A 13,512-nucleotide genomic window follows, 5' to 3' on the forward strand; every position below is an offset into this window, starting at 1 on the left:
TGTCCGTTCGTGTTGAGGAGCCGTCATGTCGTCGCCGCTTCGTTCGCTGTATCCCGAGATCGAGCCCTTTGACAGCGGCATGCTCAAGGTCTCCGAGCTGCATACCTTGTATTACGAGCAGAGCGGCAACCCGAACGGCAAGCCGGTGGTGTTCCTGCATGGCGGCCCGGGTGGCGGGACCAATGCGAAGTGCCGGCGCTTCTTCGATCCGGCGATTTACCGCATCGTGCTGTTCGACCAGCGCGGCTGCGGCAAGTCCATGCCGCATGCGGAGCTGACCGACAACACCACCTGGGACCTGGTCGCCGACATCGAGCGGCTGCGCGGGCATCTGGCGATCGATCGCTGGCAGGTGTTCGGCGGTTCGTGGGGTTCCACGCTGGCGCTGGCGTATGCGCAGGCGCATCCGGACAAGGTGACCGAGCTGGTGCTGCGCGGCATCTTCATGCTGCGCCGCTGGGAGCTGGAGTGGTTCTACCAGAAGGGTTGCGACGCGCTGTATCCGGATGCCTGGGAGACCTATCTCAACGCGATTCCGGAGGCCGAGCGCGGCGATTTGATGAGCGCATACCACCGGCGCTTGACCAGCACCGACCCGAAAACACGTACCGATGCCGCCCGTGCCTGGTCGGTATGGGAGGGGGCCACCAGCTTCCTGTGGCAGGATCCGGCGCATATCGAATCCAGCGCCGAGGACGAGTTCGCGCTGGCGTTTGCACGCATCGAGTGCCATTACTTCGTCAACGGCGGTTTCTTCGCGCACGACGACCAGTTGCTGCGCAACGTGGACCGTATTCGCAACATCCCGGCCGTGATCGTGCAGGGCCGCTACGACGTGGTCTGTCCGCTGCGCAGCGCATGGGACCTGCATCGCGCATGGCCCGAGGCTGATCTGCACATCGTGCAGGATGCCGGGCATTCGGCATTCGAGCCGGGCATCCTGCACGAGCTGGTGGAGGCGACCGACTGTTTCGGCTGCTGAAGTGCGGAGTGAGCGGAGAGTACGAGAAACGATGAAGTGAAGTCTGTAAATTGAACGGGGTAACAGCCTTTTGATAATCTCTTATATCTTTGCAGAGAGGGCAGCGGGAGTTTTGCAAAGATTGGTTCCGCAAATTTTATTGGCATTAAGGACTTGGATTAGCTCTTTTTCATTTAGTCCACGTAATTTCGTGTTTCCAATAAGAATAATCGGAACATTCTTCTCCCCTAAAGAGAGATATTGTTCTTCAGCAGTCTTTGTTACGTCTGTAACATAATCTTTATATTCTATTCCATTCGACTCTAGAATATATCTAGTTTTTTTGCAAAAGGGGCATGTTGATGTTGTGAAGATCACAACATTCACTCTATTTATCTTGTACCATTTGCTGAAATTTCCAGAGGTTTCGGGAGCTTGTTTCGAGCTATCCTCATAGATAGATCGAAGTTTTGGGCCTGATTCAATGCCGATAAAAAAGCATGCGGCAACAAGTATTATGCCTATGATTAGATTTTTCATACAATAGCTCGCAAAAAACCCTGTCTAGCCGACAGGGTTTTTAGGGAAGTTACGCCAATTTATTATTGATCGCCTTGAGAGACTGTATTCAGGCACGCGTTCAATGCCTTAGTACATGATGCTATAGTGGTTCCCGAGGCATTTGTGCAGCTGTACCATGCGAGCCAACAACTACTCACAGTTGAAGCCGATGCACTGAATGATGCGCCTAACGCTAAAGCAAATGTCCCCAATGCTACCATCAGTAACTTCTTCTTCATATTCATAGGAAATTCCTTATGCCAATGATAATGGAAGGCGTAGTGCAGTAGCGGCTACATATGTTAGGTAGGTCACTACGCGCGAAGCTAATCATGAATATTTGATAAATGTCAAGGTCGTCTCACGGCTTGCGCCTCTTAATTTCTCGTTTCTTCCCGCCATTTCTGCTCACGACGTCTTGGTACCGAAGATCTTGTCGCCGGCATCGCCCAGGCCCGGCAGGATGTAGCCATGCTCGTTGAGGCGCTCGTCGATCGCCGCGGTATATATCTCGATGTCCGGATGGGCGGCCTCGATGCGCTGGAGGCCTTCCGGCGCGGCGACCAGGAACAATCCCTTGATGCGCTTGCAGCCGGCGGCTTTCAGCATGTCGACGGCGGCGATCAGGGTGCCGGCGGTGGCCAGCATCGGGTCGACGATCAGCGCGATGCGCTCGTCCATGCGTCCGCTGAGCTTCTCGTAATAGGCGACGGGTTCCAGCGTCTGCTCGTTGCGCTGCACGCCGACCACGCTGACCTTGGCCGACGGGATCATGTCCAGCACGCCGGGCAGCATGCCGAGGCCGGCGCGCAGGATCGGCACGATGGTGATCTTCTTGCCCTTGATCCGGTGCACCTGCAGCGGGCCGGCCCAGCCGTCGATCCGTTCCTCGACGGTTTCCAGATCCTTGGTGGCTTCGTAGGTGAGCAGTGCGGCGACCTCGGAGGCCAGCTCGCGGAATTCCTTGGTGCTGATGCCGGCGCGGCGCATCAGGCCGAGCTTGTGCCGGATCAGCGGATGGCGGACTTCAACGATCTTCATGGGGACTGTCTTCAAGGGCAGCGCGTGGTGCGCGACAGTCGGGGAGCTTAGCGAAGCAGCCCTGCACACGCACGCGCGCTCATGACGTGCGTGTGCAGGAGCGGTACGGCGAGGGACTACGGCGTGGCGGCTGCCGCCGCACCGCCCTTCAGACAGTTGCTCATGAAGGTCTTGTGGGCAGCACCAGTCGGTGCCTGGGTCTTGGCCTGAGCATTGCAGCTCTTCATCTTTTCCTGCTGGGTCTGCTTGGCCGTGGGTGCGGCGGCAGCAGGTGCCGCTGCGGCGGTGCTTTCGCCCTTCAGGCAGGAGCTCATGAACGTCTTGCGGTCGGCCCCTGTCTTGCCGGTAGCCTGCTTGTTGCAGTCGGACATGCGCTGCTGCGATGAACTGAGCGTCTTGGCGGCAGGGGCTGCTGCGCCGGCCTGCGGGGCTGCTGCGAAAGCGGCGCCCGCAAAGGCGAAAGCGGCACTGATGACCAGCATGCGTACTGACATCGACATCGTGGAGTCCTCCCTAGGTGACCGGCAGCTGCCGGCGTGGCAAGTCTATGCCGGCCGGCGTCTGCCGTGGAAGGTCGTCGGCCATCGGATGCGCGCGGTATTCATCTATGGCAACGCAGTCTGACTGCATTGCCATCGACAGGGTCCGGGTACAGCATCCGCTCGGTTTGCCGGAGCAGGGCGAACCGGTCAGGCCGCCTCGGCCTTGGCCTTGCGCGGCCCTTCCAGCAGGGCCTTGCGCACGTGCGCCACGACCAGGTCGATCTCGGCGCTGGTGACGTTGAAGTGCGGGGTGAAGCGCAGCGAGTTGACCCCGCCATGGATCACGCCGACGCCGTGCTCGCGCATGTATTCCTCGGTGGAATCGGCGCCGTAGCACTTGTACTCCGGTGCCAGCTCGCAGGAGAACAGCAGGCCGGTGCCCTGCACCTTGGTGATCAGGCCGCCCAGCTCGTTCTTCAGCGCGTTGAGCTTGTCGACGAATTCCTTGCCGCGCTCGCGGATGTTGTTGCGCACGTCGTCGCTGAGCTGCCCTAGCGTGGCCAGCGCCACGTCCAGTGCACGCGGGTTCGCGGTCATGGTGTTGCCGTAGATGCCCTTGCGGTACAGCCCGGCGGCGCGTGTGCTGACCGCCAGCACGGACAGCGGATACTGGCCGGCGTTGAGCGCCTTGGAGAAGGTTTCCATGTCCGGTGCCGGCAGCTTCTCGAAGCCGGGGTAATCGGTGATCGACAGCACGCCATGTGCGCGCAGGCCGGCCTGGATCGAGTCGATCAGCAGCAGGGTGCCGTGGGCCTCGGTCAGCGCGCGCGCCGCCTTGTAGAACTCCGGCGTCACCGCGCGGCCCGGATCGCCTTCGCCCATCACCGGCTCCAGGAACATCGCCTCGATGAACCAGCCGTGCTTGTCGGCGTCGGCGAATGCGGCCTCCAGCTGTGCGATGTCATACGGCGCAATGGTCAGCACGCTGTCTTCGTGGCGGTAGCTGGCCAGGTGTTGCTGGTAGGTCTTGCGGCTGGAATCGGAATACAGCGCCGGCTTGTCGGTGCGGCCGTGGAACGCCCCCTTTACCGCCAGGCGCTTGATCGTGCGGCCGGCATAGCGGGCGCCGGCATCGGTCATCAGCTTGGCATTGACGTCGGCGATGCGGCAGGCCAGTGAGACCGACTCGGAGCCGGAGTTCAAGCACAGATAATTCGCATACGGGCTGCCGCCGCGGGTGCGGCCCAGTTCCTTGTTGAGTGCGGCGGTGAAGCGCAGCTGCGACACGCTGGGCGCCATCACGTTGGCCATCACCTGCGGACGGCTCAGCGCTTCGAGGATCGCCGGATCGTTGTGGCCGAAGCCGAGCATGCCGTAGCCGCCGTTGTCGTGCACCACGGCGCCCTTCAGGGTGACGATCCACGGGCCGCGCGCAACCGCCGCCAGATACGGGTTGATCGCATCGTCCGGGTAGAAGTTGACGAAGCCGGCCTGGACCTGGTTCAACTGCTCGGCTTCATCGATCTTGAGGAAATCGCCGAGATCGGCGCGCAACTCGCGATGGCGTGCCACGGCTTCGGCAATCGCCTGGCCGAGCAGGGGATCGTGGGCCGCCATGCGCTCGATGCTGGCATCGTCCAGACCGGTGGTCCGCGGCTTGCCGCCGAATTCGCGCAGTTCGCGCAGCTGGTTGATCACGCCCATGATGAATCCTCCGTAGCTCCGCCGGGCGGCATGCAGTGCCGGGCTGGCGGACATTGATGAATGCATGCCGGAACGCACGAGGGACAGTGCTTCCTGAATGCATTCAGGCATTTAGGGCCATCCAATCAGTGCCTTGCAGGCGGCCTTATCCCTCACAGGATACCTTGTGGCGCTTGCGGCCGTAACCCCGTGCCCGTGCTGCAGGTGACGCCTGTCACCCCCGATGACTGACGCCGGCGACTGCCTGCGGCGCCTGTTTCCGCACAGGATGAGTGGCACTGGAGGAGCCCACATGCCGCATTCCCCTGATCCAATTGCCCGCCTCGGCGGTGCCGTCAAACGCTATGGCGAACTCACCGCGCTGGATGGCGCCGACCTGCGCCTGCAGCGCGGCGAACTGCTCGCATTGCTCGGCCCCAACGGCGCCGGCAAGACCACCGCGATCGGCCTGTTGCTCGGGCTGATCCGCGCCGATGCCGGCACGGTCGAGCTGTTCGGACAGGACCCGCAGCGGATCGAGGCGCGTCGGCGCATCGGCGTGATGCTGCAGAACGCCGAGCTGCCGCCAACCCTGCGGGTAGGTGAGCTGCTGCGGCTGACGGCCAGCTATTACCCGGCGCCACGCGCCTTGGCGGAAACGGCGGAGCTGGCCGGCATTGCCGACCTGCTCAAGCGACCCTACGCGAAACTTTCCGGCGGCCAGCAGCGGCGCGTGCAATTTGCACTGGCGCTGTGCGGCCGGCCTGAACTGCTGTTCCTGGACGAACCGACCGTGGGCATGGATATCGAGGCGCGGCAAAAGCTGTGGGCCGCGATCCGCCAGTTGACCAGCGAAGGCTGCTCGGTACTGCTGACCACGCATTACCTGGAAGAAACCGAGGCGCTCGCTGACCGCGTCTGCGTGATGGCGCATGGACGGATGATCCACGAGGGCACGGTCGATGAGCTGCGTGCGCGGGTAGCGATGAAGCGCATTCGCTGCCTGAGCGCGTTGCCACTCGAGATCGTGAAGGGATGGCCCGAAGTCAGTGAAGTACGTCGGGACGAGGAACGTCTGTACATCGCCACCGCCGATGCCGAACTCGTCGTGCGCCGGTTGCTTGATGCCGACCATCACCTGCGCGAACTGGAAGTACACCGTGCTGGCCTGGCCGAAGCATTCACCGAACTCACCCGCGATGCCGACGAGGCATCGGATAACGACCAGCGCGAGGCCGCCTGAGATGGAAACCTTTATGCCTGTCACCAAACTGGCAACGACGAGTGCGATGCCGCGCAGTCGCGTCATCGGCGCCTATCTGGAAGAGGCGCGCAGCGAGTGTCTGCGCTACATGCGCGCGCCTGGCTTCATGCTGCCGATCATGTTGTTTCCAGCGATGTTCTATCTGCTGTTCGGTGTGCTGATGGCCAAGTCGAATGGTCCGGATGCGGCGCGTTATCTGCTGGCCAGCTACGGCGTATTCGGTGTGATGAGTCCGGGCCTGTTCGGCTTCGGCGTGTCGCTGGCGTTGGAGCGTGACGGCGGCTTGCTGACCTTCAAGCGCGCATTGCCGATGCCGCCAGGCGCCTACCTGCTGGGCAAGATGCTGATGGCGATGGTTGCTGCCACCGTGGTCATCCTGTCGTTGCTGGTCATGGCATTGTTGCTGGGGCATGTGACGCTGGCGCCTGTCCAGATAGTTGCCTTGTTGTTTACAGGTGCACTCGGTGTATTGCCGTTCTGTGCGCTGGGCATGTTCGTGGGCACGCTGATCAAGGGTCAGGGCGCACCAGGCATGCTGCAACTGATCTACCTGCCGATGTCGTTCATGTCGGGCCTGTGGTTCCCGTTGCCGATGCTGCCGAAATTCCTGCAGCAGATCGCGCCGGTATGGCCCAGCTACCACCTCGACCAGCTGGCGCTGGCGGCGGTGGGCATGAAACAGGGTCCGTTGTTGCCGCATGTGCTGACGCTGTGCGGGTTCGCCGTCGGGTTCCTGCTGCTGGCGGCGCGGCGCCTGCGCCGGAACGGTTGAAGTAGGATGCCACGCATGTCCATACCGCAGCGGCCGGCCACAGCATGATTCCCGCCTTCATTGCCCGCTGGTTTGCCCCGGCCCCGGATTCCGGTGTGGCCGACGACATTCGCCGCGGCAAGTCACCGTGGGCCGACAGCGTGCACTTGCTGTGGTCGTTCTGGATCTTCATCACGCCGTTGTTCAATCATGGCCTGCGCGGTTACAACATGACTTGGCTGCTGTGCACGCTGGGCTCGTATCCGGTATTTCTGCTGCTGTTCGCCAAGGTCCAGCTGGCGTCGCGACGCACGGCGCATTTCTATGCGTGGGGCATGGCGGCGTTGTGCTTTGGGTTGATGCGCTGGTATCCGAGCGGCCTCAGCTATTTCGTGTATGGCTGCATCATGTTGTGCCATTGCGACATGTGGCGGTTTCGCAATTATGCGATCCAGGTGTTGCTGCTCAACCTGGTCTATGTGGGGCTGGCCTGGTGGATCGGGTATACGCAGGCGCTGCTGGTGATCATGCCGGTCACGGTTCTCATCATTTGCACCATTGTCGTGGTCGAGCATCTCAACAAGGAGAAAGACGCGGCTCTGAGCCTTTCGCATGACGAAGTGCGCCGGCTTGCCGCGACGGCGGAGCGTGAGCGGATCGGGCGCGATCTGCACGACCTGCTGGGGCATACGCTGTCGTTGATCACGCTGAAGCTGGAGTTGTCGCGCAAATTGTTCGACCGCGATGTCGATGCGGCCCGACGCGAAGTGGAGGAGGCCGAGAAGGTCGCGCGCCATGCGTTGGCCGAAGTGCGCAGTGCGGTCACCGGCATCCGTGCCACCGACCTGGCCGCCGAACTGGCCTCGGCGCGTCTGCTGCTGGAATCCTCGCGCGTGCATCTGGAGTACGGCTCGCTGCCGGTGGATCTGCCCGTCGAGATCGAGCGAGGCCTGTCGCTGGTATTGCGCGAAGCGGTCACCAATATTGCCCGCCACGCCGACGCCAGCCGCGTACAGGTCGACCTGCTGCGCGAACACGCCAGCGCCTGCATGCAGATCAGCGACAACGGCCGCGGTGGCATCAGCAGCGACGGCAATGGCATCTGCGGCATGCGCGAACGCGTACTCGCTATGGGTGGCAGCCTGACCATCGAGTCGCCGCGTGGCAACGGCACGCGCCTGCGGGTGGTTGTGCCTGTGCCAGTGCTGCGCCTGGTGGAGACGTCGCGGAATCCATCGCCTGCCACGTCGCCGGTGCGTGCGGCGCCGGGATATCCTGCGGCCTGATCGCCGTCACGCCGGTCCCCGGGCTGGCCCCTTTCGATGAACAGGTGATTGCATGATTCGTGTGTTGCTGGCCGAAGATCAGGCGATGGTGCGCGGTGCCCTGTCGGCACTGCTCAAGCTGGAATCCGACATCGAGGTGCTCGGCTCGGCCGCCGATGGTGAGATCGCCTGGCGCGAGCTGCAGCGGTTGAAACCGGACGTGCTGGTGACCGATATCGAGATGCCCGGCCTCACCGGGCTGGAACTGGCGCAGCGCATCCAGCGCCAGGAATTGCCGATCAAGGTGATCATCGTCACCACGTTCGCGCGTCCCGGCTTTCTGCGTCGCGCGCTGGATGCCGGCGTGTCCGGTTATCTGCTCAAGGATGCGCCTGCCGAAAATCTTGCCGAGGCACTGCGCACCGTCCATCGCGGCGGCCGTGCAATCGATCCGCAGCTCGCCTTGGAAGCGTGGTCGGAGGCCGATCCGCTGAACGATCGCGAGCGCCAGGTGCTGCGCTTGGCCGGTGAAGGCCAGTCGGCCGGCGACATCGCCACGCAGTTGAACCTGTCGCATGGCACGGTGCGCAATTATCTTTCCGAGGCAATCGGCAAGCTCGGTGTCGCCAACCGCATTGAGGCGTATCGACTGGCGCGTCAGAAGGGCTGGCTATAGTCCTTCGCGCATCGTCCGGCGCGCTGCGGGATAATGTGCCGTTTCCGCGTGCCGGCCGAGTCCCCCTTGAAGAAGTCCGATTTCGATTTTGAGCTGCCCCCCGAGCTGATCGCGCAGGCGCCGTTGGCCGAGCGTTCGGCCAGCCGGATGCTGCTGCTCGATGTGCAGGGGCAGTCGCGGCAGGACCGCATGTTCCGCGAGCTGCCTGACTTCCTGCGGCCGGGCGACCTGCTGGTGTTCAACGACACCCGCGTGCTGCCGGCGCGCCTGTACGGCCGCAAGCTCAGCGGTGGCGCGGTGGAAATCCTGATCGAGCGTGTTACCGGCGCGCACGAGGCCACCGTGCAACTCGGCGTCAGCAAGAAGCCGAAGGAGGGTGGCAGGATCGAGCTGGCCGACGGCAGCCATGCCGTGGTGCTGGGTCGCGATGAAGGCTTTTTCCGGCTGCATTTCGAGTCGCCGGAGCCGCTGGAGAAGTTGCTGCTCAAGCTCGGCGAGATGCCGCTGCCGCCATATATCGAACGGCATGCCGATGCCAGCGACCTGGAACGCTACCAGACCGTGTTCGCGCGCGAGCCTGGCGCCGTGGCGGCGCCTACGGCCGGGTTGCACTTCGATGAAGCGATGCTGGCGACGTTGCGCGGACGTGGCGTCGAGTTCGGCTACATCACGCTGCATGTGGGCGCCGGCACGTTCCAGCCGGTGCGGGCGGATGACCTGAAGGATCACCACATGCACCGCGAGTGGCTCAATGTCGGCGCGCACCTGATCGGGCAGATCCGGCGCACGCGTGCCAACGGCGGCCGGGTGATCGCCGTGGGCACCACGGTGGTGCGTGCGCTGGAAAGCGCCAGCAAGGACGGCGAACTGCATCCGTTCGCCGGCGAGACGCAGATCTTCATCTTCCCGGGCTATCACTTCAGCAGCATCGACGGCCTGCTGACCAATTTCCATCTGCCGCAGTCGACCTTGCTGATGCTGGTGTCGGCACTGGCCGGGCGCGAGTTCATGCTCGACGCGTATCGGCATGCGGTCGAGCAGGGGTACCGGTTTTTCTCCTATGGCGACGCGATGCTGATCCTGCCGCAGGGCAGCTGAGCGGTGGCAGCGGTTAAACTGGGCGGATGACTGCCATGAATTTCGATCTCTTTGCCACGGACGGCGCCGCCCGCCGCGGTCGCCTAACGTTTGCCCGCGGTACGGTGGAAACGCCGGCGTTCATGCCGGTGGGCACCTATGGTTCGGTCAAGGCGATGACGCCGCGCGACGTCACCGAGATCGGCGCCGAGATCATCCTCGGCAACACGTTCCATCTGTTCCTGCGGCCGGGCCTGGAAATCGTCGAGAAGTTCGGCGGTCTGCACAAGTTCGTCGGCTGGGACAAACCCATACTCACCGACTCCGGCGGTTTCCAGGTGTTCTCGCTGGCGCACAAGCGCAAGATCACCGAGGAGGGCGTGACGTTCGCGTCGCCGGTCGATGGCTCGAAGGTGTTCCTGTCGCCGGAAGTGTCGATGCAGGTCCAGACGACGCTGGATTCGGACATCGCGATGATCTTCGACGAGTGCACGCCGTACCCGGCGACCGAGAAGGTGGCCAGCGATTCGATGGAGTTGTCGCTGCGCTGGGCCGAGCGTTCACGCCGGGCATTCGACGATCTGCAACGTGTCGGTTCAAGGCCGCCGAACGCGCTGTTCGGCATCGTGCAGGGCAGCGTGTACGAGAACCTGCGCCAGCGTTCCGCTGCGGGGCTGGTGAAGATCGGCTTCGACGGCTATGCAGTCGGTGGCCTGGCGGTCGGCGAACCGGAGGCCGAGCGAAACCACGCGCTGGACTTCACCGTGCCACTGCTGCCGATCGACAAGCCGCGCTACCTGATGGGCGTAGGTCGGCCGGAGGACATCGTCGAGGCCGTGCGCCGCGGCATCGACATGTTCGACTGCGTGATGCCCACCCGCAACGCGCGCAACGGCTTCCTGTTCACCGCCGAGGGCACGCTGCGCATCCGCAATGCGAAGTACGCGCTGGATACCCGCGTGATCGAGGAGGGCTGCGACTGCTACGCCTGCAGCAACGGCTTCAGCCGTGCTTACCTGCGCCATCTCGACCGCTGCAACGAGATCCTCGGCAGCCAGCTCGCCACCATCCACAACCTGCGTTACTACCAGCGCCTGATGGCGGGTCTGCGCGAGGCGATTGCCAGCCGCACATTGGGATCCTTCATCGCCGGCTTCTACGCGCAGCGGCAACTTGGTGGCGCTGCATCATAGGTTCCAGCCGATTGCTGCGGCGACAGGTCGCAATAGTGCCCTGGGCTCGATCGACTGGGCGGGGCTTGCAACGGACGCCGGCTGCCCTCAATAGGAAACTGGCCGCGCAGTTCCGCGCGTAGGCCGGAAGCTGTCGTGCACGCTACGGGGGTGCATGGCATAATCGGTGACCTTTTATCGGGCGTTCAGCCGAAATTCCTGCTGGCGCCATAACTTGCGAGACAAACAGATGAGTTTTCCGATTTCCCCCGTGATCGCCCAGGCGGCACCGGCTGCCGGCGCCCAGGGCGGCGGCCTGCAGATGATCCTCATGATGGTGGTGCTGTTCGGCCTGATGTATTTCATGATGATCCGCCCGCAGATGAAGCGACAGAAGGAACATCGTGCGCTGGTCGCCGGCCTGTCCAAGGGCGACGAAGTGGTCACCAACGGTGGCATTGCCGGACGCGTGGACGAGGTGGGCGAAACCTTCATCACGGTCGAGATCGCCGCCAACGTGAAGGTCAAGGTGCAGAAGGGCGCGGTCCAGCAGGTATTGCCCAAGGGCTCGCTGAAGTCCGTCTGATCGACGGTTTCGAGGCGCCGCGTGGCGGCTGCCTGTGACGCGACTATTCCTCGATTGTTTGCTACCGCCGCGGGCTGTTGCCGCGGCTTTGATGGATTCAGGGCATGAGTGATTTTCCCCGCTGGAAATACGCGCTGGTCGCACTGGTGATGCTGTTCGGCGTCATCTACGCGCTGCCGAATGCATTTATCCCGCTGCCGGCCGTGCAGGTCACCGCCAATCGCGATGCTCCGCCGATCGATCAATCCGTGCAGCAGAAAGTCACGGCAGCGCTGACGGCGCAGCATGTCGCTGCCGGCGAGGTGAGCGTGCAGGGCGACCACCTGCTGGCGACCTTCGCCAATACCGACGTGCAGAAGAGCGGCGCCGATGCGATCAAGGCAGCCCTGGGCGACGGTTACACGGTGGCGTTTAAGCTGCAGTCCACCGTGCCGGGCTGGCTGCGCGCGATCGGTGCGCGCTCGATGCCGCTGGGCCTCGACTTGCAGGGCGGTGTGCACTTCCTGATGCAGGTCGACGAGAACGACGTCATCGACAAGCAGGAAAACAGTTACGCGGACGATATCCGCGCCCTGTTGCGCGACAAGAACATCCGTTACGAATCGGTGGCCCGCAATGCCGTGCGTGGCCAGGGTATCGCGGTGATCCTGCGTTCGGCCGATGACCGTGCCAAGGCTTCCGATGCCATCGCCAACGAATACACCGACCTGCTGGTGGCGAACGGCCCAAGCACCGGCGACCGCTTCGTGCTCAATGCCACGGTGAAGCCGGAGAAGCTGCGCGACCTGTCGCGCAACACGATCACCCAGAACCTGGGCACGCTGCGCAACCGTATCAATGCACTGGGTGTGTCCGAGCCGTTGATCCAGCAGCAGGGCGACAGCCGCATCGTGGTCGAGCTGGCTGGCGTGCAGGACCCGGCCGAGGCCAAGCGGCTGATCGGCGCCACCGCCACGCTGCAGTACCGTGCCGGCATCGGCCAGCCTGGCGACACCGCGGCCCAGCAGGCGGCGCAAAGCGGCAATATCCCGCCGGACGCCAACCTGTTCTACATGCGTGGCAGCCAGGTGCCGGTGCTGGTGAGCAAGCGCATCATCGTGACCGGCAACGAGCTGGTGGATGCCGCTTCCGGCATCGATCAGCAGAGCGGCACGCCCAAGGTCGATGTCACCCTCAACGCGGCCGGTGCCAAGAAGATGGGCGACTTCACCAATGCCAATATCGGCAAGCCGATGGCCGTGGTGTACGTCGAGCGCGTCACCGAGACCAAGATGGTCGACGGCAAGGAAGTGCGCACGCCGAAGATCACCGAATCGGTGATCAACGACGCCACCATCCAGGGTGCTTTCAGCAAGCAGTTCCAGACCACCGGCCTGGCCAGCCCGAAGGAAGCATCCGATCTGGCCCTGCTGCTGAAGGGCGGTGCGCTGGCCGCACCGGTCGACATCGTCGAGGAGCGCGTGATCGGCGCCAGCCTCGGCCAGGACAATATCGACAAGGGCTTCAAGGCGGTGCTGCTCGGCCTGGCCCTGGTGCTGCTGGCCGCGGCGATCTACTACAAGCTGTTCGGCCTGGTCGCCGACATCGCGCTGTTCTTCAACCTGGTGATCCTGCTGGCGGTGATGTCGCTGATCGGCGTCACCCTGACCATGCCGGGCGTCGCCGGTATCGTGCTGACGCTGGGCATGGCGATCGACGCGAACGTGCTGATCTGCGAGCGCGTGCGTGAGGAACTGCGCAACGGCTCCACGCCGCACGCGGCGATCCGCGCCGGCTACGAGAAGGCGTGGTCGACCATCCTGGACGCCAACGTCACCCACCTGATCGCCGCGCTGGCGCTGACCACCATGGGCACCGGCGCGATCAAGGGCTTCGGCGTGACGCTGATGATCGGCATCCTGACCTCGCTGTTCACCTCGGTGACGTTGACCCACGCGTTCACCGCGCTGATCCACGGCCACCGCAAGCTCAAGACGCTGTCGGTCTAAGGAAC

General features: G+C 63.3%; 13 protein-coding genes. 9 read left to right on the forward strand and 4 right to left on the reverse strand.

Annotated features, from left to right (window positions below):
• Positions 1-25: 25 nt before the first annotated feature.
• Entirely contained in the window at positions 26-982 is a 957-nt protein-coding gene (gene pip, locus B0E46_RS15880; RefSeq protein WP_077556706.1) for a prolyl aminopeptidase, read from the forward strand.
• A gap of 81 nt (positions 983-1,063) precedes the next feature.
• Here pip and B0E46_RS15885 read toward each other — a convergent pair whose 3' ends face one another.
• The 4 genes from B0E46_RS15885 to B0E46_RS15900 all read right to left on the reverse strand — a co-directional run bounded on the left by B0E46_RS15885 (position 1,064) and on the right by B0E46_RS15900 (position 4,749).
• On the reverse strand, positions 1,064-1,501 hold the full coding sequence (locus B0E46_RS15885; protein ID WP_077556707.1) for a glutaredoxin family protein: 438 nt from the start codon (positions 1,499-1,501) through the stop codon (positions 1,064-1,066).
• Between the two features lie 429 nt (positions 1,502-1,930).
• On the reverse strand, positions 1,931-2,563 hold the full coding sequence (gene upp, locus B0E46_RS15890) for a uracil phosphoribosyltransferase (protein ID WP_077556708.1): 633 nt from the start codon (positions 2,561-2,563) through the stop codon (positions 1,931-1,933).
• 116 nt (positions 2,564-2,679) lie between these two features.
• Positions 2,680-3,063, reverse strand: coding sequence for a PsiF family protein (locus B0E46_RS15895; RefSeq protein WP_077556709.1), 384 nt, complete (start codon positions 3,061-3,063; stop codon positions 2,680-2,682).
• A gap of 189 nt (positions 3,064-3,252) precedes the next feature.
• Positions 3,253-4,749: an aminotransferase class III-fold pyridoxal phosphate-dependent enzyme gene (locus tag B0E46_RS15900; protein ID WP_077556931.1), complete on the reverse strand. Its 1,497-nt coding sequence runs from the start codon at positions 4,747-4,749 to the stop codon at positions 3,253-3,255.
• Between the two features lie 292 nt (positions 4,750-5,041).
• Between B0E46_RS15900 and B0E46_RS15905 the strand changes: the two genes are divergently transcribed.
• The 8 genes from B0E46_RS15905 to secD all read left to right on the forward strand — a co-directional run bounded on the left by B0E46_RS15905 (position 5,042) and on the right by secD (position 13,507).
• On the forward strand, positions 5,042-5,971 hold the full coding sequence (locus tag B0E46_RS15905; RefSeq protein WP_077556710.1) for an ABC transporter ATP-binding protein: 930 nt from the start codon (positions 5,042-5,044) through the stop codon (positions 5,969-5,971).
• Positions 5,972-5,984: 13 nt separating this feature from the next.
• Positions 5,985-6,764 (forward strand): ABC transporter permease, encoded by a 780-nt coding sequence (locus B0E46_RS15910; protein ID WP_254425183.1) that lies wholly within the window; start codon positions 5,985-5,987, stop codon positions 6,762-6,764.
• A 44-nt stretch (positions 6,765-6,808) separates the two neighbouring features.
• Complete coding sequence (locus tag B0E46_RS15915) at positions 6,809-8,029, forward strand: sensor histidine kinase (protein WP_077556712.1); 1,221 nt, start codon at positions 6,809-6,811, stop codon at positions 8,027-8,029.
• Between the two features lie 52 nt (positions 8,030-8,081).
• A complete protein-coding gene (locus B0E46_RS15920) occupies positions 8,082-8,684 on the forward strand; it encodes a response regulator transcription factor (RefSeq protein WP_077556713.1) in 603 nt (200 codons plus the stop codon).
• Between the two features lie 33 nt (positions 8,685-8,717).
• Positions 8,718-9,782, forward strand: a complete 1,065-nt coding sequence (gene queA, locus B0E46_RS15925) for a tRNA preQ1(34) S-adenosylmethionine ribosyltransferase-isomerase QueA (RefSeq protein WP_174567091.1) — start codon at positions 8,718-8,720, stop codon at positions 9,780-9,782.
• 26 nt (positions 9,783-9,808) lie between these two features.
• Positions 9,809-10,954: a tRNA guanosine(34) transglycosylase Tgt gene (gene tgt / locus B0E46_RS15930; RefSeq protein ID WP_077556714.1), complete on the forward strand. Its 1,146-nt coding sequence runs from the start codon at positions 9,809-9,811 to the stop codon at positions 10,952-10,954.
• Between the two features lie 229 nt (positions 10,955-11,183).
• Entirely contained in the window at positions 11,184-11,519 is a 336-nt protein-coding gene (gene yajC / locus B0E46_RS15935; protein WP_077556715.1) for a preprotein translocase subunit YajC, read from the forward strand.
• A gap of 104 nt (positions 11,520-11,623) precedes the next feature.
• Positions 11,624-13,507, forward strand: coding sequence for a protein translocase subunit SecD (secD, locus tag B0E46_RS15940; RefSeq protein WP_077556716.1), 1,884 nt, complete (start codon positions 11,624-11,626; stop codon positions 13,505-13,507).
• Positions 13,508-13,512: the final 5 nt, after the last annotated feature.

Source organism: Rhodanobacter sp. B04 (assembly GCF_002001125.1).
Taxonomy (GTDB): domain Bacteria; phylum Pseudomonadota; class Gammaproteobacteria; order Xanthomonadales; family Rhodanobacteraceae; genus Rhodanobacter.

What these genes read in the sequence shown, in the direction of transcription:
- pip (WP_077556706.1), top strand. Translation starts at nt 26, where the DNA reads ATGTCGTCGCCGCTTCGTTCGCTGTATCCCGAGATCGAGCCCTTTGAC.
- B0E46_RS15885 (WP_077556707.1), bottom strand. Translation starts at nt 1,501, where the DNA reads ATGAAAAATCTAATCATAGGCATAATACTTGTTGCCGCATGCTTTTTT.
- upp (WP_077556708.1), bottom strand. Translation starts at nt 2,563, where the DNA reads ATGAAGATCGTTGAAGTCCGCCATCCGCTGATCCGGCACAAGCTCGGC.
- B0E46_RS15895 (WP_077556709.1), bottom strand. Translation starts at nt 3,063, where the DNA reads ATGTCGATGTCAGTACGCATGCTGGTCATCAGTGCCGCTTTCGCCTTT.
- B0E46_RS15900 (WP_077556931.1), bottom strand. Translation starts at nt 4,749, where the DNA reads ATGGGCGTGATCAACCAGCTGCGCGAACTGCGCGAATTCGGCGGCAAG.
- B0E46_RS15905 (WP_077556710.1), top strand. Translation starts at nt 5,042, where the DNA reads ATGCCGCATTCCCCTGATCCAATTGCCCGCCTCGGCGGTGCCGTCAAA.
- B0E46_RS15910 (WP_254425183.1), top strand. Translation starts at nt 5,985, where the DNA reads ATGCCTGTCACCAAACTGGCAACGACGAGTGCGATGCCGCGCAGTCGC.
- B0E46_RS15915 (WP_077556712.1), top strand. Translation starts at nt 6,809, where the DNA reads ATGATTCCCGCCTTCATTGCCCGCTGGTTTGCCCCGGCCCCGGATTCC.
- B0E46_RS15920 (WP_077556713.1), top strand. Translation starts at nt 8,082, where the DNA reads ATGATTCGTGTGTTGCTGGCCGAAGATCAGGCGATGGTGCGCGGTGCC.
- queA (WP_174567091.1), top strand. Translation starts at nt 8,718, where the DNA reads ATGTGCCGTTTCCGCGTGCCGGCCGAGTCCCCCTTGAAGAAGTCCGAT.
- tgt (WP_077556714.1), top strand. Translation starts at nt 9,809, where the DNA reads ATGACTGCCATGAATTTCGATCTCTTTGCCACGGACGGCGCCGCCCGC.
- yajC (WP_077556715.1), top strand. Translation starts at nt 11,184, where the DNA reads ATGAGTTTTCCGATTTCCCCCGTGATCGCCCAGGCGGCACCGGCTGCC.
- secD (WP_077556716.1), top strand. Translation starts at nt 11,624, where the DNA reads ATGAGTGATTTTCCCCGCTGGAAATACGCGCTGGTCGCACTGGTGATG.